This is a genomic window from Rhizobium sp. NPDC092011 (genome assembly GCF_044756305.1).
Lineage (GTDB): Bacteria > Pseudomonadota > Alphaproteobacteria > Rhizobiales > Rhizobiaceae > Rhizobium.
The window spans coordinates 98,057-117,170 of sequence record NZ_JBIVSO010000008.1 but is presented as its reverse complement, the minus strand read 5'-3'; the positions used below and the strand labels follow the sequence as shown (position 1 = coordinate 117,170).

The following is a 19,114-nucleotide window of genomic DNA, read 5'->3' as shown; positions in this document are numbered from 1 at the left end:
GAGAGATCGACATGGCCGTTATCGAACTGAACAATGTCAAAAAATCCTTTGGTGCATTGGACATCATCCGCGGGCTCGACCTGCGGATCGAGGACGGCGAATTCGTCGTCTTCGTCGGCCCCTCCGGCAGCGGGAAATCAACGCTGCTGCGCCTCGTCGCCGGTCTGGAGGAGGTCACCTCCGGCCAAATCCTGATCGGCGGCGAGGATGTGACCGACCTCGGTCCAGCGGACCGCGCCTTGTCCATGGTCTTCCAATCCTACGCTCTCTATCCGCACAAGACCGTGCGGGCGAACATGGCCTTCGGCCTTGAGGTCGCACGCACGCCGCGCGCCGAGATCAAACGGCGCGTCGAGGCGGCGGCGGCATCACTGCGTCTCGAAAGCTATCTCGACCGCAAGCCCAAGGAATTGTCCGGCGGCCAACGCCAGCGCGTCGCCATCGGTCGCGCCATCGTCCGCGACCCCGTCGCATTTCTCTTTGACGAACCTTTGTCAAACCTGGATGCCGCGTTACGGGCAGAGATGCGCATCGAGATTGCCAGGCTGCACCAGCGGCTTGGCGCGACGATGATTTATGTGACCCACGATCAGGTCGAGGCGATGACGCTCGCCGACAAGATCGTCGTCTTGAAGGATGGCGAGATCCAGCAAATCGGCTCGCCAATCGACCTCTACGAGAAGCCTTCCAATCTCTTCGTTGCACAGTTTCTCGGGTCACCGAAGATGAATGTCTACGATGTCGAGCCGACGGCCGCAGGGTTGAAGATCGCCTCCAGCGGCCTGCTACAGCTTCCCAAGGCGCCGGCCGAAGTCGTCAAGCTTGGCGCCCGGCCCGAGCATATCGGCATCGTGGCGCCGGGGGAGGGCAATCTGGACGGCAAGATCGATGTTATCGAGCGGCTCGGCTCAGATACCTATGCCTATGTCATGCATGATGGCAATCAGCTCACGACCGTCCGCTTGCCGGGCAATGTTCAAATGAGAGTCGGTCAGCCCGTCAGCCTCGCCATCGATCGAGAACAGCTGCATCTGTTTGATCGCGAGGCCCGGTGTATCCAGTAGGATTGTGACATCGCGGAGCTTCAAATCGTTAGGCCCCGGGGTCTGCAACATCGGAGCGAATGGGCATTGTTCACAAGGCTGAGCGGCAATGATGCCCGTCAACGCCCATGAACGGCGGCACAGCGACAAGCTTGCCATTTTTTGCCATTCAGCTATTGTTTCCAAATGAGCACGATGAATATTTCTCTACCTGATCACCTCAAGAGCTTCGTCGATGAACAAGTCGCCGGCGGTGGCTACGGGACGAGCAGCGAATATATTCGCGAACTGATCCGTCGTGATCAAGATCGCCTGAACTTGCGCAGCCTTCTGCTTGACGGAGCTTCGTCGGTCCAGGGCGCTCCCGCCGACGAGCGCTACTTCACCAATCTGCGCGATCGCGTGGGCGGTCGTGGCAAGTGACCGCTGACAAGTGACGCTCAAGACCGTTATCCCGCGAGACCTGGCCCAAAGCGACGTGGAGGCAGCCGTCGATTACTATATGCAGGAATCCGGCGCTGAACTTGCTCTCGGCTTTATCGATGCTCTCGAGGTTGCCTATGATCTCATCGCAAGGCATCCGCAGGCAGGGTCTCCGCGATTTGGATATGAGCTGGGATTGCCTGAACTGCGCAGTGTTTCCTTACAGCGATATCCCTATGTCGTTTTTTACCGTGATCAAACGGACTATGTCGATGTATGGCGCGTGCTTCACGGCAAGCGGGATATTCCCCGGACGATGCATGAACCGGATAGCCACTGACGATTGAGGTCGTTCAGCAATCCGGTCTGCCTGACAGGCTTGAATGCTGGTCGACATGCTAGTTCGATCAAAGTCGACCGCTTGATCCCCGCGCTACTTCTGATCCTCATACGAATACAGAGCGCACATCTGCCCATTGCTCTTGGGGGCTCGCTCGCTCGTGAAGACGGCAATTGCCGTCGTGCCCTCACCGTCGGCCCATGTGGCGACAAAGGTGACATCGCCTGAACCGCAGAGCTGGTTGCCATTTTGCAGCTCCGGATCGGCCGGCTCTTTGACGCGGTAGACGGATCCGGGCACCGAGCGGCCGTCGACGTTGAAATGATCTGCGACAAGGTTGGAAAATTCCAGCGTCTCGCCATTTTCGAACTTGATGCTGAAATCATCCATCCAGACGTCGCCAGTGACACTCATGGCGGTATTGCTCATTGCCGTATAGTGGTCTGCCTGCTGGGCAAATGCCGCGGTGGCCATGAGGGTGCTGAGGATGCTGGAAACGATAAGACGACGCATTTTAGTCCTTGAGGGAATCGCTGAGGGGCATGGCTTGCCGCAAGCATCGCATCTTTTGCTGAAGTCGTAGAGGCTCATTTTGAGTAGCTTTATACTTTACTGCTCAGCGGTGCTGATGCTCGTGCTTGGACACCGCGAAAATGGTCGCAGGCGTCGGTAAAGTCGGTCAGCGCAGGGTGGGGTCGAGCCTGTCGCGCAGCCAGTCTCCGACGATCGATACCGACAGCGTCGTCAGCACGATGATGACTGCCGGCGTCAGCATGATCCAGGGTGCGGATTGGATGTAGTCGCGACCATAACCGACCATGTTGCCAAGGCTGGTTTGCGGCGGTTGCAGGCCGATCCCAAGGAAGGAGAGGCTCGACTCGAGCAGGATGACGCCGGGAATATTGAGTGTCATGGCGACGATGATCGTTGTCGCGATATTGGGAAGAATGTGCCTGAGGTAGATGCAAGCCGGCGAGGCGCCGATGTCGCGCGCCGCCACGGCATAGCCCTGGGCGTTGGCGGAGATGGCAAGGCTCCGCGCGATGCGGGTGATGACCTCCCAGCCGTTGAGGCCTAGCAGCAGCACGAAGATAACGAGGGAATTGCCAAGAAACGCCAGTACGGCAATGGCAATGATCATGAAAGGCATGGCCAACTGCGCGTCGACCATCATAAGGATCACCTGGTCGACCCAGCCGCGAAAATAGGCGGCGAGAAATCCCAAGGTCACCCCGATGGCCGTTGTGATGATGGTGGCGGCCACCGCGATGATGATCGATATGCGGATCGAAGCTATGACGCGGGAAAACACGTCGCGCCCGAGCTGGTCGGTTCCGAGAAGATGTGCGAATGAGCCGCCAAACAGGGCAGGCGGGCGAAGGCGCGCCAGAACGTTGGTGGCCATGAAATCATAAGGCGTCAACCAGTAGGCGAACAGCGCGACGAAGAGCATCAGCGCGAGCCAGAAAATCGCAATCAGTACCAGCGGCGGCCAGGCGGAAAAAAAGGCGCTAAGACTGCTCTTGCGCCGTACAACGCCGCCAAGGGGTGCTGCGTGTTCGATTTCGGCAGACATCGGTAATGCTCCTATGTTTCAGCTTGCTGCGGGGCGCGCATGCGTGGGTCGATGACGCCGTAGAGGAGATCGACAAGAAAATTGGACACGACCATCATCGCGCCGATGAGCAGAAGGATGACCTGAACGACGGCAAGGTCGCGCGAGGTGACCGAGGAAATCAGCAGGCGACCGATCCCCGGCCATGAGAACACGCTTTCGACCACGACAGCGCCGCCAACCATCGAGCCGAGCATGAAGCCGAAAATGGTCACGATGGGCACGGCGGCGTTGAGCAAGACGTGGCGAACGACGATTCTGGTCCATGGCACACCTTTGGCGCGGGCAGTCCTTACGAAAGGTTGCCCAAGCACCTCGACCATGGCCGAACGGGCGTAGCGCGCGATGACCGCTGCGCCGGCGATGGACAGCGTGACGACGGGCAATACCATGTGGAGCGGGGTCGCATAGCCGCCGGACGGCAGCCACCGCAATTGAACCGCAAAGACAAGTGCCAGCACAAGGGCGAGAACGAAGGTCGGTACGGTAAAGCCCAGCACCGAAATCGACATGATCAGCCGATCGAACACGGAATTGCGATGCAGAGCGGCGGTGATCCCTGCCAGGAGACCGAGTGCGGTCTTCAGCAGTAGCGTGGGTGCCATGATGGCAAGTGTTGCCGGAAGCCGGTCAAGTACGACATCAAGGGCAGGCCGGTTCTCGCGCATCGAATTGCCGAGATCGCCGTGAAGTATGGCGCCCAGATATTTATAGAATTGCACCCAGATCGGCTGATCGAGACCCCATTGACGGCGGAATGCCTCGATGACCTCAGGCGGGGTCGTCGAGACGTCGAAAAACCGGCTAAGCGGATCGCCCGACAGACGCATCACGAAAAAGGCAAAGGTAACGATGATGAACAATGTCATCAACGCCCGCAAAAGCCTGGAGAGAATAAACTGCGCCATGCTCACACCGCCTCCATACCGGAGAGGGAAGGGTTGTTGACCAGGTGGCATGCCGCGGCTCGTCCGCCCTTCCCAACAAGTTCGGGACGGATAGAACGGCAGGCGGCGCGCATCTCCGGGCAACGGGTATGGAACGGACAGCCTCTGGGCATATCTATAGCACTCGGTGGATCACCGTTCAGCACGATCCGACTGCGCCGGCTGCGTCCCGGTACAGGCACAGCCGAGACAAGCGCCCGCGTGTAGGGATGGGCCGGATTGGAGAAGATATCGTCGACATCTCCGATCTCGACGATACGCCCCAGATACATGACGGCGACGCGCTCGGCGATCTGACGGATCACCTTGAGGTCATGGCTGACGAACACGCCGGTGAAACCGCTACGGGTACGGATATCCTCGAGCACGTTGAGGACTTGCGCCTGTACGGATACGTCGAGCGCTGAAACGGGCTCGTCGAAGACAAGCAGTTCCGGATCGGTGACGAGCGCGCGGGCGATGATCACGCGCTGGCGCTGACCGCCCGACATTTCATGCGGATAGCGATTGCCGTGATGGGCAAGCAGGCCGATTTGCTCCATCATCTCCGCAACGAGCGCGCTGCGGTCGGCAGCCGGGAGTTCCGGTCGACGGACGATGAGCGGTTCCTCGATCTGGCGCCACACAGGGATACGAGGATCAAGCGCTGCAAGCGGATCCTGGTAGACCATTTGCATGCGCCGGCGCATGCGACGCCAATTGGCGTCCACCCTGGCGCTGACCCGCTCGCCTCCAAAGCGGATCTCGCCGCCGCTTGCTGGAATATGTCCAAGCAGTAGCCGGGCAGTCGTCGACTTGCCGGAGCCGCTCTCGCCGACGATGCCAAGCATTTCGCCAGGTGCAACGGTGAAGGAAATGCCATCGACCGCTTTTAGTCGCTTGGTCGCGGAGAACAACAGGCCGCGTTCGCGCAGTTTGAAAGTGCGGCTCAGATTCTGGACTTCGAGCATGCCCTTCATGAAATGGCCCCTGCTGCGACATGCGTCGGCACGATTGATGGAGCTATGAGCATGCAGGCAGCGCGATGCGTGATCTGGTCGCCCACCGCCCGGAGTGTCGGCACGGCAAGCGAACAGGTTTGCATCGCCAGGGAACAGCGCGGGGCGAAGGGGCAGCCGGACGGCAGACGGTCGGGCGGCGGCACCGTGCCGGGGATCGCCGTCAGCCTGCGGCGCGGCCCTTCGAGATCCGGCAAGGCGGCGATCAGGCCGCGCGTATAGGGATGGGCAGGCCTGGAAAACAGCGCTGTCGTCGGCGTGTCCTCGACGACACGACCGCAATACATGACGACGACGCGCTCGGTCATTTCCGATACCATGCCGAGATCGTGAGAAATCAGCACGAGCGCCATGTTGCGCTCGCGGCGCAAATCATCGAGCAGGTCGAGGATCTGCGCCTGAATGGTCGCATCCAGCGCCGTCGTCGGTTCATCGGCCACCAGAAGCTCGGGATCGCCGGCCAAAGCCATGGCAATCATTACGCGCTGGTTCATGCCACCGGAAAACTCATGCGGATATTCGCCCATACGGCGAGAGGCATTGGCAATGCCGACACGGTCGAGCAGGCGTTCCGCTTCCTTGCGGGCTGCCGCGCCATGCAGGTTTCGGTGCAGCGCCAGGGCTTCGGTCAATTGCCAGCCGATCCGGTGCAGCGGGTTCAGGGAGCTGGCCGGATCCTGGAAAATCATGGCGACGCGCCCGCCGCGGATCGCATTGAGCTCCGCTTCAGCCAATCCGAGGAGTTCGCGGCCATTCAGTTTCACCGAACCCTCGACCCGGGCATTGGCGCCAAGCAGGCCAAGGCTTGCCATCCAGGTGACCGACTTACCACAGCCGCTTTCACCGACGATGCCAAGGGTCTCGCCACGATGGACAGACAGGCTGACGCCGTGCAGGGCGCGCGCAACGTTATGCCTGCTGCTGAAATCGACAGAGAGGTTGGAGATCTGAACAAGCGGGCCAGTGTCAGCCATGTTGCGGTTCCATCTGCTGCTCGCGCAATTTGCGCAGGACGTTGCGATCGACGGTGATGAGATGCCGTGCGGCACCTTCGAGCACCACGCAGCTCAAAACACCCGTTGCGTAGATTCCGGTGTCGACATTGATGCGATTGGGCAGGCTTTCAACGGAAGCGCCTGACGTGTGGCCATGCACCACGACCTTCCCAAAGTCCGTCATCGAGGTCAGAAACGGGTCGCGGATCCATGTCAGGTCTTCCTTGCGCTGGTTCGTCAGACTGCGGTCAGGATTGACGCCGGCATGGGCGAAAAAATAGCCGCCCTGCTGATGAGATAGCGGCAGTCCGGCGATAAAATCCCTGTGATGCTGAGGCATGCGGGCAATCAGCGCCAATCGCAGGACTTCGGCCGCCACGGGATCGGCCATCGCGCACAGGACCTCCTCGGGAGGAAAGCCATAGGATGCCAGGGTCTCAAGCCCGCCCTTGCGGCCCCAGAGCGGCAGGATGGTTGCGTCGGTCAGGAACTCATTGAGCCAGGCATCGTGGTTGCCGCTGATGCAGACGACGCCCGTCGTGTCGTCGGCGGCACTTTGCTGGGCAGCGACCCGCTCGATGACCGACCGGGAATGCGGTCCGCGATCGATCAGGTCTCCCAGGTAGACGATGGTTGCGCGCTCGACGGGATGCCTTGCGCGATCGGCATCGATCGCCGCCTGCATGGCCAGGAGGTGATCGAGATGGCCGTGGATATCGCCAATGGCATAGATGCGTCCATTCTTGGTATCGGCGGGCGGCACATCGCAAAAATGGCTCCAGCTACCGCTGCTCATATCGATCGGGAGGGGCTGCCGCATGAAATGGTTGGTCACAAAATTCGTCCTGGAGGGTCGGGAATGCGGCGGGCAGGCGCCAAAGCGCCCGCCCGCTTGATCTTTCTAGTTCTTGACGGCGAAATGGCCGGGCGTGAAATCCATCGCGAACATGGCGGACGGCGCCCATTCGATATTGGCCTTCTTGCCGTAAAGAATGGCGTTCTGGTGCAGCACGATCATGCCGGGATCTTCATTCTCGATGATGTCGAGCGCGCGTGAGAAGGCTTTCTTGACCTCGGCACGGTCGGTGGAGGTGTTGAGCACGTTGCAGAGGCGGTCGAACTCGTCATTCTGCCACATGCCGGCTTTCGGATTGGTCTTGGAATTGTAAACGCCGTTCGGGCAGTTGTTGGCGAGAAGGGCTGCCGGGAAGGCGAAATAGGCCGTGTTCGAAAGATCCTGCATCATGCGGTCGGGGCTCGGGTCATTGGGATTGTCGATGACGGAGAAGTCGATATTGAAGCCGATGGCCCGCAGGTTTTCGAGGTTGTACTGTGCGATGGTCAGTTCGTTGGGATAGTAGTTATTGTGAACGCGATAGGTGATCGGCTCGCCCTTATAGCCGGACTCGGCCAGCAGCCGCTTCGCGAGCTCCGGATCATAGCTTGAGGTCTGGTGATCGGTGGCGAAGAGATCCCCGAATAGCGGATGCTGAAACCCTTGCGGGACTGCGGTGCGGCCGCCCCAGAGAGCGTCGACAATGGTCTTCCGGTCGATCGAATGGCTGAGCGCCTGACGTACCTTGACGTTCTTGAGCGGGCCATTGTTTTCGTCAAGCGCGATGAAGCGAACATTTGCGACGGGTCCGCCGACGACTTTGAAATCGGGCGATCCCTCGATCATCGGAACCTGGTCTGAGCCGACATCGGATATGATGTCGTACTCACCTGACATCAGTCCGTTCACGCGGCTGGCAGCTTCCGGCACGATAAGGATATTGAGCTTGTCGATCGGAGGCTTGCCGCCCCAGTAGTCGGAATTGGCGACCATGTGAACGGCTGAACCGGGCTCCAGCTTTTCGACCTTGTACGGGCCGGTTGCAATCGGCTTGGCTGCCCAGGCGTTCCAGCTTGCAGCTTCCATAAAGCCGCGCCTGGAGATGATGCCGGCATAATTGACGCGGGCAAGGCGAGCCTCCGTATCAAGAGTCGCCTTCTTCATGACGATACGAACAGTGAGATCATCGACGGCTTCGACATGATCGAGCAATGGCCATTCGGAGGCACGGCTGGCGGCAACCGTCGCCGGCGGTACGATGCCCTTGCTGCCATCGGGGCGGGTGAAGTTGGTTTCACCCTTGTCGCGAGCTGCAACCTGCTCGGGCAGCAAGCCGAAGCGTTCGTCGGAGAAGGAGAAGGCGACGTCCTTGGCGGTCATGATATCGCCGTTATGGAACCTGACGTTCGGACGCAGCTTGAATTCGAGCGTCTTGTCGTCAATCCATTTCCATTCGGTCGCCAGACCGGGTTTGAATGCAAGATTTGGGTCTTGCAGATTAAGAGCGATGAGCTGCTCGAATACCGAGTTCTGGAATTTACGTGCCGCGGTGCCGTTATTTTCGTTGATTTCGATCGAGCCGGCCGTGCCCATCGACTGGACGGCTACGTTGATGGTGGTATCCCGAGCTAGCGCAGATGAGGTGACGCCGAGCAGGAGGCTGCCGATCAGGGCGGCATGAGTGACGGTCTTCAGGGTCGTGTGCATTGAGGTCTCCGATGAGGCCGCTTGCCCGCGGCATGGCTTCGCCGTTACCGGCCGAAGAGGATTTCGGCAGGCTGGCGCGATCGATGGACGCCGCGAGATCACCCCGCAGCGCGATGGGTTCTAGAAACGGTACTCTTTACTCGGCTGGCGACCCGACGAGCCTTGTCGAATGGCTGGACGCCGCAGCTGCCTGCGAGGCCCAAGCCTCGTCGACATAGCTTTGTGACCCGATGCGGCCAAAGCGCAGGTGCGAGGTCTTCCCCTGAGCCGTGGCTGTAAATTCTTCAAGGACTGGAGCGGAAACCGGTTCGCCGTTCTCCAGCAATTCATGCATCACGCGACCGGTCATCGTGTCTGGCGCCGCAACGCCCAGCATATGCAGGCTCGTCGGCGCGAGATCGGTAATGCCGGTGCGAGTGGTGACGATTTGACCGCCGGCCTTGAGCCCGGCGCCATCGGCAATCAGCACGGCCGTCAGCTCGGCCAGATGCAGGCCGCCATGCGTACCACCGCCGACCTCGATCTTGTAATTGCCCACATCGCAGATCGATTTGCCTCGTATGCCGAATTCATTGGGCTCGTCGTCCCCGGCAAGATTGATGTATAGATCCGGCGCGCGGTAATGCGCGGCGCCGGTCAGCTCCAGCGCCAGCGTACCCTCGATCGTTCCATGGGGCGAACCGGGCTCGATGGCGCGGGTGAAACTGGCTCCATACCAGTCTTGTGCCACGACAGCATCGAAGGCCGCTTGCAGCAGGCCCTGGTCATACTCGCGCAACCACAGGCCCGGCGCTCTGCCGCGACGGAATATGATGTCTATGCCGTCGTCGAAGCGCGTGGCCGCACGAATTCCGGCCGCCTTGAAGGCATCGTCGAGATTGATGAACTGCGACGACGTCGAGTGGCCGTGATCGGAGGTGATGAAGACGGCGATAGCGTCGCGCTCCGGCTGATGTTCACGCCAATCGAGCAGAGCGCCGATGGCCGCATCGCACTGGCGCAGGCTTTCAAGCTGCCCCTCGGCGCCGAGGCCATGAAGATGGGATGCACTATCGACCTCGGTCAACCAGATGATCGAGGCGCTCGGCTTCCTGGCCGGCCAGATGGAGTTGATGAAGATATCGACGGCCTTTGCCTCCGCGCCGCGTTCGAAGCCGGTGCTGGGGACCTTGTGACGCGCCGTGATGTCGATGGCGAGATCATGCGGGAAGGCAAGCTGCGGATGACGGACATTGAAACCCGTTTGGCCGAGCTCGGCGCCTTTCCAATTGAGCGCAGTGAACGAGCCTTGGCCGCTCGACGTGACGACGGCGAAGGATTTACCGGCTTTGGCAAGCGTTTCACTGAGATTGACCGTACGCACCATGCCGCCGGCATAATGGGCCTCGCCATAGCGCCAATCGTGAATGGTGTCGGTGCCGGCAAGTCTGCTACCGCCGCTGCGGGCGTAGAAATCATTGCCCAATACGCCGGTACTCTCAGGTTTCGCACCATTCGCCAGCGCCGACAGCGCGCCGCGCGTTTCGCTTGGAAACACTGTGCGATGATCACTGCTGACGACACCCCTTTGCTTGAGGGCGTGAAGGTTCGGCATGGTGAGGGCATTGATCTGGTCGGGTCTAAGCCCGTCGACGCCGAGAATGATGACGTGGGCAATGTCACTCATGATTATGTGCCTCTGCTGCAGGAAATGCATTCTCCGCCGCGTCGGGGTAAAGCACGTTGGTGCCGGCTTCCGAGAGCAGAGCGGTAAAATGGGGCGCGAGCTGTTCGTCGGTGACGAAGGTGCCGATATCCTTGAAGGGGATCGACTGGTAGCGACCCGGCGCGCCGATCTTGGTGTGGTCGGCCACGTAGATCGCTTCGCGCGACTGGCTGACGATCTGCAGTTTGAGCCGCATATTGTGGCGGGTTTCCTCGACAAGACCGAAGCGCTCGTCAAGGCCGTAAACACCGACGATGGAAAGATCGAAGCTGCAGTTTTCGATGGCATCGAAAACCTCGTCGCCCATCAGCATCTTGGCCGATGCGTTATATTCGCCGCCGGTGAAGTGAACGCGATGGCGCTGGCCCGCCTGCAATGCCTCACCGATGGCGGGCATATTGGTCATGACCGAAACTGTTGGGCCATCGCGCATCGCTTCCGCCACCGCCAGCACGGACGAACCACCGGTCATGAATATCCACTGGTCGGCCTCGATGAGCGAGGCGACCTTGCGACCGATGGCCTGCTTTCCAGCCCGCTCCATCAACACTCGCTCTTCGAGCGGCGCCTTGCGATCCGACGGGATCGCACCGCCATAAACGCGGCGCAACGCGCCATTGCGCTCAAGCGCCACCAGATCGCGACGCACCGTCTCGGTGGAAACCCCGAACGCCTCGGCCATCGCCGCGATCGACATGCCGTGGCCGCCGTTTACGAGGCTGACAATATTCTGATGCCTGCCGGCTGCTGGAAGTTTCGACAAAGGCCTCTCCTTGCTGCTGGAATGAGACTTAGCGGCTCGAGATTACAGTCGCGTGACGTTTGATTGAAGTTTGTGTCACAATGACGGAGATCCAACATTATCGCACAAACTGCCACATATAGTAGTTTGATGAGCTATGCGCCTGAAGGGAGCGCCTTGCTCAGCATGACACTGCGGTAGTTGGTGTGGGACCATTGTTCATAGCCGATGAAGCGAAATCCGAGGCGAGAATACCAGTTAACCAGATGCGTGGCCGGCTCGGCCGTATCGAGCGCCAGTTCACCGGCGCCGCTTGCGATTGCCTGCTGTTCGGCAAAGTCGATGAGCTGGCGGCCGAGCCCATTCGCCTGCAGGCCGGGCTCTATGCCGAACTGCGCGATGCTCGACACTTCAGGTCGGTCATACCAGCCGCAGCCTTTGGTCTGGCTCATTGTCTTGAACAGGATCGTGCCGCGGATGGTTCCGTCCATCACGCCAACGAAGCATTGGCCTTCGGCGATGCGCGAAGCGGTAACCTCATCGCTTTGGTGTGTCGCCATAAATCGCAGTCCCATCCGGGCGAGGCCGCTATAGGCGCGATGGAGCAGTGCCGTCATCTCGCTTACGGAGTCGGTCTCCATCCAAGGGCGGATGGTGAAGCTGGAGGGGGTCGGATTTTTCATAAGGGATGCTCGGATTGCTATCGTTGATATGGAGACGAAAAAGATCGATCGGCCGCTGGAAATGGAAAGGAACCTTCTTGCAGAAGGGGCAATCTCACGCCATTCAGTATATGCGCTCGTTCTACAGGATCGCGTGGCGTTCAAAATTACAGTTGCGTGAAATTTATTTGAACTTTGTGTGTTCGGCCCATCTAGAGGGCATCAATCCATAAAGTACCACATAGAAGCGGATTCAGCCCACAGCGCGTTTCGGCGCTCTTAGATTTGGCTCCAGGAGCTGGAACAATGCTGCGGGACGCGACCGAGAAGAATTGGCTTCGCCGTGGCGCTCAATCATTCCGTCAGAAACTGTTCCGCATTTCGAAATGATGCGCTAGAGACAGGCTCTGTCGATTTGGCGGGCATCGTTCGTGTGGAATGTTTGCTTGCGCGGGCTGGATCGTGTCTTGGAGTTTTGCGGGTCTATATGTCCATAAGAGGTTCAGTCCGCTTCTGCCGCTGCGGTCTCGCATTGCTGGCGTTGACCGGCATCGTTATTTCTTATGTCGCCATCATACCGGGCGCGCATGTCTCACGCATGAGATTGACGACGAACTTTCTCAGCTATTTTACGATACAGTCCAATATTCTGCTTGTTGTCACTCTGTTATCGGCAGAAATCGCACCGTCATCGCCGATTGGGCGATGGGCCAGGCGTGCGACAACGAGAACCGCTGTCTTCCTCTATGTGGGGGTCGCGGGCGGGGTCTATCTATGGATGCTGAGGGATGTCTGGCACCCCCGCGGCTGGCAGCTACGCGGCGATCAGCTGCTTCATTACTGCATCCCCTTGCTCGTAGCGCTGGATTGGATCTTCCTCGTCGAGCGCGCCAGACTATCCTGGAAAGATGCGATCTGGTGGCTGTGTTTTCCCGCGCTCTACTCGGTGTATTCGCTCGTCCATGGTTATTTCTCGGGCTTCTATCCCTATCCCTTTCTGGACGTAAACGACATCGGCCTTCAGGCTGTGTTGGCCAATATGGCACTTCTGGCCGCGCTTTTCCTGCTCCTTGGAGGCGCGCTCATTCTTATCGATCATATTGCTGCAAAGGTCGGCAAAGGGATGCCGCAAGCCTGATCACTCCGGCATGTCAGGAGAAGTATGCCGCACTCTTCCATCGGGAACGCAATCGAGTGCTTCCGCATCTCGAAAGGAAGCGAAAGCACTCGGCTGATTGAGCGCGCAGCAGCTGGCTAGATTGCCGTAAAGCCGTTGTCGACGAACAGATGGACGCCATTGACGAAATTGGAATCATCAGAGGCGAGATAGAGTGCAGCCCGTGCCACATCTTCCGGTTCGCCGATGCGGCCCTGCTGCGCGGCGATTGCCGCATCCGAAACGTCGACGCCGAGGGCTTGCAGCTCGGCGACTTCGCGCAGGCCGTGCGGCGTGCGGATAAAGCCGGGGCACACCGCGTTGCAGCGGATGTTGCGATCGCGGAATTCGACGGCAATGGCGCGGGCAAACATATGAACGGCCCCCTTCGTCGTGTCGTAGAGCACTTCCATCGGCGTCGCAGCCACCGCCGAAATCGAGGATGTGCAGACGATGGAGCCGCCGCCGGCAGCGATCATGCCCGGCAGGACCGCCTTGGTCATCAGGAACATCGACCGCACATTGACACCGTGCAACCATTCCCATTCCTGAAGCGTGGTTTCCAGAAACGGCTTGATGACAATGGTGCCCGCGTGGTTGAAAAGCACGGTCACCGCTCCGAAGCGCTCCTCGATGCCTTTGACGGCGGCATTCACGGCTGCTTCGTCCGAAACGTCTGCCACCCAATGGTCCGCGATGCCGCCGGCGCTGCGGATGGACTGCACCGTTTCCGCCGCCGCATCGCCGTTTCTGTCGATAATCGCGACTTTGGCGCCTTCCGCCGCGAACAAGCGCGATGCCGCTCCGCCCATCCCCGTGGCGCCGCCTGAAATGATGGCAATCTTGCCCTTGAGCCTATCCGTCATATACCCCCCCGTTTGACATCCGTTATTTGCCGCGGGCTGGCCACGGCCCGCGGGGATAGTCCGACAGCCTCGAAGGCCTCGTTGGTCCCCAAGCTTGTCGACAGCCTGCCAGAACAATTGCACTTCAAAGCCATCCGAAGCAAGGAGGTCGCGAAAAGCATTTGTCTGGTGAAGAAAGCGCCGTCAACCGGGACATATCCGGGCGGTTCAACTGTCGAGCAGTAAGCCTGGCGGATTATCCGACCCATCTGATTTGATGGTTACGCCCTCAGGCAGGGGGCGTCGGCCTTCACCGTGCATCGTGAAAAATGATGCCGACAGTGTGCCGCTTGCCTGAACGGACGCGGCTGACGCCGTGCCTGAGATTGACGCGATAGCTCCCCTTCGTACCCTGCACGGGCCTGTTGTGGACTGCGAAAGCAACGGCATCGCCCTGGCGAAGCGGTACGACGTCCACCCGGCTCTGCATGCGTGGGCGCTGCTCCGTCAGCACGAATTCGCCTCCCGTAAAGTCTCGTCCGGGCTCTGAAAGCAGGATTGCCACCTGGATGGGAAACGCAAGGTCGCCGTAAAGGTCCTGATGGAGGCAGTTGAAGTCCCCCGGCGCATATTGCAACAACAGAGGCGTGGGGCGCGTCTGGCCGGCCTCATGACACCGCTTCAAGAAAGAAGCATGTTCATCGGAATAGTGCTCCTCGATACCCATGCGCTCGTTCCATCTATTGGCGATGCCGGCCAGATGCGGATAAAGCGCTGTGCGCAATCCACCCAGCAACCCTGGCAACGGATATTTGAAATAGCGATATTCGCCCTTGCCGAAGCCATGGCGTGCCATGACGATGTGGCTGCGGAAATGCTGTTCCTGGGGGTAAAGGCCGGACAGGGCATCGCATTCCTCTGGCGTCAGAAGCTGCGGGAGAACGGCGCAGCCAAAGCCGTCAAGCTCGCCCGCAAGTGCTTTCCAATCATAGGCATCGACGCGAACATCGGCAGATCCTTCTGGCGATGCGGCGGGATTGGTGGATCTCAGGCTACTCATGGCATGTCCTCGATTTGAGCGGCCACAGCTGGCATTGCGCGCCGTGGCTTCAGATAGCTCAAACCCTAGCCTTCAGATCAGGACGACAGCCACCCGATTTGCGATCGGCCGTGAGCAGAAAGGAATATTTGCCCTATATCGGCGTTTAGGGACGCTACGCCGATCCGCTGTTAATAGCGTGCCTGCAGGAGGAGCCTGAAGAGGTGAGCGCGGTTCTCGGCGCCGAAGCTGCCATTGTAGTCTAGCGCAAGCGAGACCTGCTGGCTGAGGGCGATATCGAACCCCGCATCGACAACGAGAGAGTCCCGATCGACGACGGTTCCGCTTTCAGTGAAGATATCTCCGCCCGCAAATGCCATGCGGGAGGGAATATCGCGATCGCCGAAGGCATGGCGCCATCCAAGCGAGCCATAGAGCTTGGCCGGCATGTCAGCGAGCGACATCTCCCGCTCGGCGCGCGTACCGAATGTGGCAAAGGTAATCGCAGACTGATCGGCGCTGCCGCTCAGGGCGGCGGCTCCGCCGCGCTCCGCAAAGGAGCTGGTGCGCACGTCGGTAAAGGTCACGTTCGCAAAGGGTTCAAAACGCGTATCGCCCATTGAGATTTCGTAGGCCAGTTCGCCGAAAACCTGCGCCGTATAGGCGTGGTAGTCGGCTCGCACTGCGTCGGTAAAGCCGGTGAAATCGATATTGCGAAGGGTCGAAACGGATTGCAGGCTGTAGGTGCCGCCAAGCCGCAGGGCCAATGGACCCCATTCCCTGCCGGCGTAAAGCCCGACATTGTAATTGTCCGTATCGGCGTGGGCTGCCACGCCGGCTTGATTGAATCGACTGCGGCCGTAGCCGGCAAGCGCACCGATCCGCCATTCCGAGTCATTGAGGGTGGTGTCGAAGCCGAACAGCGTGCCGCCGGTATTGCTGCTGCCATTGTCGGAAGACGTCCAGCCACCGTATGGCGCGCCCCAGAATGCCGCCAGGCCGTTGGCCGGGTCGGAGAGAATGCCATCGATGGCCCTTTGCGACTCGGTTACCCGACGTTGATCGGTATTGGCATAGCCAAGGCCCGCATCACTCGACAATCGCGCCTGTTTGGTGCTGCCGACAACGCCTCCCTGCATGCTGCGCAGGCGATCGATGGCGGCATCGCGGATGAAACGGCCATTGTCGAAAGCCGTTTCGGCGAGCGAGATATGGAGGTCGCCGGCAAGCTGTTTCAGCGCCCCGGACGCTTCCCCCATGCTCAACACGGCAACGGCGCCGTAGAGCGAATTCGAAGCTCCCAGGCTTTCGATGCCATATGCCGCCGAACGCTGGTTTGCGTCGGTGCCTGCAACGGCAAAGGACGTGCTGTTGCGTTCAAGAGTAAGGCCGACCGTGCCGCTCGAATAGTCGAGAATCGGATTGACGAAAACGTAGTTCGACTGGACAGCATCGAAGCTTCCGGAAACGCCACCGGACGCGGAGAGAATGGTGTAGTTTGTCGACGCTTTCAGGCCTGCGCCCACAAGCGAGAGCGTTCCGCCGTTCAGATTGGCCGTTCCGGTTACATCGATCCGATCGTTGGTCGTGCCGTTGCTTTCGACGAGAACGGTCGAGCCGCTTTGGGTCGTCAGGTCGCCATGGACCGTCAACGTGCCGATGCCGTTGTTCCCGGGTGAGAGCGTCGCCCCGCTGCCGACGACGGTCGAGCCGACGGTCCCTGTTCCACCGAGCAGGCCATAGCCACTGAGATTGATGGTGCCCCCAAGCGTTCCGTCGACGATGAGGTTGCCGCCGGAGACCGAGGTTACACCGCTGAAGGCGCTGGAATTGCCTGTCAACGTCACGGCGCCGGCTGCAACGTAGAGCGAACCTTTGCCGTCTATTGCGGCGGTTAATGTCTGGGGAGCGCCGCCGAAATTGAAGACGAGGGAGCCGTTGCCGCCGCCGAAATGAATCGCATCGACATCGAGTGTGGCAACGCCCGTGGCGGTCTGGCCGAGTGCGGAGCCGATATTCACCGAGGCAGTCGAGCCGGTCTGGGCGGCGATGGTGAGGCTTGGTGCGGAAAGAGTGGAGCCACCGCTCAAGGTTAGGCTGGCGTTGCCCGCGTTCCCGACGGTCAAGCCGTTGCTGGCCGATAACGTCGAACCGTCTCCGGTCACGGTGACTGCACCGTTGCTGCCTGCCGCATTGCCGATGGTGGCGGTCGCGGTGTTGACTGCGCCTCCTTGAATGACATCCAGTGCACCGCTGCCGGCATCGCCAACGACCAGTCCGCCCTGGTTGTTCCATGTGGAGCCTGTGCCGGTTACCGTAGCCGAACCAGTAGAGCCCGTGGACGCGCCAAGGCTGGCGTTTTGGCTCGACAATGCAGCCTGCGACGAGACGGCAAGGCTTCCCGTACCGCCGCTTGCGCTGCCGACATCGAGATCGCCGTTGATCTGCCAATGGCTGCCGGCGCCGCTGACGAGAGCCTGGCCATTGCCGCCAGCGGCGGTGGCCAGAGATGCGTTGCCGGTCGAAAGGCCGCCGCCCGCCAGAACTTTCAGCGAGCCGCTTCCCGCAACACCGTCCTGCAACTCGCCACTCATGTCGAAATGGCTGCCATTGCCAACGACAACGAGGGTGCCGCTGGAGCCGGTTTCCTTGCCGAGCGTCGTCGTGGCTGCGCTGGCACTCGCCGAACCCGACACGGTGAGGGAGCCCGAACCTTCATTGCCGACGGTAAGGTCGGCATTGATATCCCAGTGGGAGCCGGTACCGTCGACGGTCACCGCGCCCACCGCATTCTTGCCATCGGCAACGATGGCGGTGCTGCTTCTGACTGCGCCACCGGTACTGATGTCGAGTTTGCCATCGGTACCCGAACTATCCGCATCGGTATGATCGCCACCAACCAGCAAGGCGCCGGTGTCCCAAAGCGAGCCGGCACCGCCGATGGTGACCGAGCCGCTGGCGAAGCGACCGATGAGAGCGGACCCGCTCGACACGGTTGCGCCGGAATAGACCGAGAGCGCAGCGGCACTGCCTGAGCCGACGGTCAAACGCCCGCTGGTCGTCCACTGCGAACCGAGGCCGGAAACGGTTGCCGAACTGGAGCCGCCAGCGTTTCCGAAACCGATCGTCGCATTGTCGTTCGAAACGGACGCACCGGTCGATATGGCGATCGAACCGGTACCGTCGTGACCGACGATCAGGTCTCCATTGATCAGCCAGCTCGTTCCTGCGCCGGAAACGGATACGTAACCCGAACTGCCGGTGCCGTAACCGAGCGTGGCGTCACCGGTACTTGCTGTTGCGGCATCCGTCAGATCGAAAGAGCCTTGCCCGCCATAGCCGATATATAGCGGCTGGCCAGCGGAGAGCGTGAATGACGACTGGCCGCTCACGCTTATGCTGCCATTACTGCCCGCCGCCGAGCCGATATAGACCGGTCCGCCACCCCGATATTGGCCGCCGGCGCTGATCGCGAATGTTCCAGCGCCCTGGTCGCCGACGAGCAGGGCCCCGCCGTTTTGCCATTCAGCCGCGCCGCCGGTCAGATCGAGAACACCGTTCGCGCCGGCATGGGAGCCGATGGAACCAGATGTCGTTTGCAATGTACCGAGAACGGTCAATGTTCCCGCGCCATCAAGCCCGACGGTAAGGTCCGCGGTCGACGCCGAAGTTCCGGCAATGATTTCCGGGGTAAAGGCGCCGCCGTCGACGACGGCCGAACTGACGGAGCTTGGGACGGACGCGGCCGTCCAGTTGGCTGTGTTGTTCCAGTTGCTATCTGCCGAGCCGGTCCAGGACAATGGTGCCGCGCCGGCCACTGCCGGGCTGAGGCAGGCCGAAATCGGAACGAGAAAGGTCGAGATGCGCAAGGCGGCGCGGGCAGCAGCCAGCATTTAAATAGCTTCCTACAACGTGATGTTGCACAGTTGTAGAAACGACATTTATGGTTAACGTTCGGTAAATCTGGCGCTGATTTACTCCTTTCGCCGCAGCCCGGCACATGGTTTTTGCGTCACTTGATCGCCCGCAAGGATATCCGATCAGATTTGGTGCCCGACCTGT

17 protein-coding genes are annotated in these 19,114 nt (G+C 60.2%); 4 read left to right on the top strand and 13 right to left on the bottom strand.

Annotated elements, in window-relative coordinates; genetic code table 11:
- Positions 1–11 precede the first annotated feature (11 nt).
- From ACIQJ2_RS26360 to ACIQJ2_RS26350, 3 genes are all read left to right on the top strand, one after another.
- Positions 12–1,064 (top strand): ABC transporter ATP-binding protein, encoded by a 1,053-nt coding sequence (locus ACIQJ2_RS26360; RefSeq protein ID WP_400670490.1) that lies wholly within the window; start codon positions 12–14, stop codon positions 1,062–1,064.
- Positions 1,065–1,229: 165 nt separating this feature from the next.
- Positions 1,230–1,466: a type II toxin-antitoxin system ParD family antitoxin gene (locus tag ACIQJ2_RS26355; protein WP_400670488.1), complete on the top strand. Its 237-nt coding sequence runs from the start codon at positions 1,230–1,232 to the stop codon at positions 1,464–1,466.
- 10 nt (positions 1,467–1,476) lie between these two features.
- Positions 1,477–1,806 carry a type II toxin-antitoxin system RelE/ParE family toxin gene (locus ACIQJ2_RS26350; RefSeq protein ID WP_199147221.1) on the top strand — a complete coding sequence of 110 codons (330 nt, stop codon included), beginning with the start codon at positions 1,477–1,479 and terminating at the stop codon, positions 1,804–1,806.
- 93 nt (positions 1,807–1,899) lie between these two features.
- Here ACIQJ2_RS26350 and ACIQJ2_RS26345 read toward each other — a convergent pair whose 3' ends face one another.
- From ACIQJ2_RS26345 to ACIQJ2_RS26300, 10 genes are all read right to left on the bottom strand, one after another.
- Complete coding sequence (locus tag ACIQJ2_RS26345) at positions 1,900–2,319, bottom strand: hypothetical protein (protein ID WP_400670485.1); 420 nt, start codon at positions 2,317–2,319, stop codon at positions 1,900–1,902.
- A 166-nt stretch (positions 2,320–2,485) separates the two neighbouring features.
- Positions 2,486–3,382 (bottom strand): ABC transporter permease, encoded by an 897-nt coding sequence (locus ACIQJ2_RS26340; protein WP_400670482.1) that lies wholly within the window; start codon positions 3,380–3,382, stop codon positions 2,486–2,488.
- Between the two features lie 11 nt (positions 3,383–3,393).
- Positions 3,394–4,329: an ABC transporter permease gene (locus ACIQJ2_RS26335; protein ID WP_400670480.1), complete on the bottom strand. Its 936-nt coding sequence runs from the start codon at positions 4,327–4,329 to the stop codon at positions 3,394–3,396.
- Between the two features lie 2 nt (positions 4,330–4,331).
- Positions 4,332–5,327 (bottom strand): ABC transporter ATP-binding protein, encoded by a 996-nt coding sequence (locus tag ACIQJ2_RS26330; RefSeq protein ID WP_400670478.1) that lies wholly within the window; start codon positions 5,325–5,327, stop codon positions 4,332–4,334.
- The gene (locus ACIQJ2_RS26325; protein WP_400670476.1) at positions 5,324–6,340 is read right to left on the bottom strand and encodes an ABC transporter ATP-binding protein; all 1,017 of its coding nucleotides are present in this window, start codon (positions 6,338–6,340) and stop codon (positions 5,324–5,326) included. Before ACIQJ2_RS26325 ends, ACIQJ2_RS26330 begins: the two co-directional genes overlap by 4 nt.
- Positions 6,333–7,196, bottom strand: a complete 864-nt coding sequence (locus tag ACIQJ2_RS26320; protein ID WP_400670474.1) for a metallophosphoesterase — start codon at positions 7,194–7,196, stop codon at positions 6,333–6,335. The genes ACIQJ2_RS26325 and ACIQJ2_RS26320 overlap by 8 nt, the downstream gene beginning before the upstream one ends.
- A gap of 66 nt (positions 7,197–7,262) precedes the next feature.
- Positions 7,263–8,903, bottom strand: a complete 1,641-nt coding sequence (locus ACIQJ2_RS26315) for an ABC transporter substrate-binding protein (protein ID WP_400670472.1) — start codon at positions 8,901–8,903, stop codon at positions 7,263–7,265.
- 136 nt (positions 8,904–9,039) lie between these two features.
- A complete protein-coding gene (locus ACIQJ2_RS26310) occupies positions 9,040–10,569 on the bottom strand; it encodes an alkaline phosphatase family protein (protein ID WP_400670469.1) in 1,530 nt (509 codons plus the stop codon).
- On the bottom strand, positions 10,562–11,371 hold the full coding sequence (locus tag ACIQJ2_RS26305; RefSeq protein WP_199147230.1) for a DeoR/GlpR family DNA-binding transcription regulator: 810 nt from the start codon (positions 11,369–11,371) through the stop codon (positions 10,562–10,564). The genes ACIQJ2_RS26310 and ACIQJ2_RS26305 overlap by 8 nt, the downstream gene beginning before the upstream one ends.
- Before the next feature lie 134 nt (positions 11,372–11,505).
- On the bottom strand, positions 11,506–12,033 hold the full coding sequence (locus ACIQJ2_RS26300) for a GNAT family N-acetyltransferase (RefSeq protein WP_400670466.1): 528 nt from the start codon (positions 12,031–12,033) through the stop codon (positions 11,506–11,508).
- Between the two features lie 466 nt (positions 12,034–12,499).
- On the opposite strand from ACIQJ2_RS26300, the gene ACIQJ2_RS26295 reads away from it, so the two are divergent.
- On the top strand, positions 12,500–13,150 hold the full coding sequence (locus ACIQJ2_RS26295) for a Pr6Pr family membrane protein (protein WP_400670464.1): 651 nt from the start codon (positions 12,500–12,502) through the stop codon (positions 13,148–13,150).
- A gap of 116 nt (positions 13,151–13,266) precedes the next feature.
- Here the strand turns inward: ACIQJ2_RS26295 and ACIQJ2_RS26290 are convergent, their stop codons facing one another.
- The 3 genes from ACIQJ2_RS26290 to ACIQJ2_RS26280 all read right to left on the bottom strand — a co-directional run bounded on the left by ACIQJ2_RS26290 (position 13,267) and on the right by ACIQJ2_RS26280 (position 18,945).
- On the bottom strand, positions 13,267–14,034 hold the full coding sequence (locus tag ACIQJ2_RS26290) for an SDR family oxidoreductase (protein ID WP_199147233.1): 768 nt from the start codon (positions 14,032–14,034) through the stop codon (positions 13,267–13,269).
- Positions 14,035–14,323: 289 nt separating this feature from the next.
- Positions 14,324–15,073 carry a 2OG-Fe(II) oxygenase gene (locus ACIQJ2_RS26285; protein ID WP_400670462.1) on the bottom strand — a complete coding sequence of 250 codons (750 nt, stop codon included), beginning with the start codon at positions 15,071–15,073 and terminating at the stop codon, positions 14,324–14,326.
- Positions 15,074–15,243: 170 nt separating this feature from the next.
- Positions 15,244–18,945, bottom strand: coding sequence for an autotransporter domain-containing protein (locus tag ACIQJ2_RS26280; protein WP_400670460.1), 3,702 nt, complete (start codon positions 18,943–18,945; stop codon positions 15,244–15,246).
- Positions 18,946–19,114: the final 169 nt, after the last annotated feature.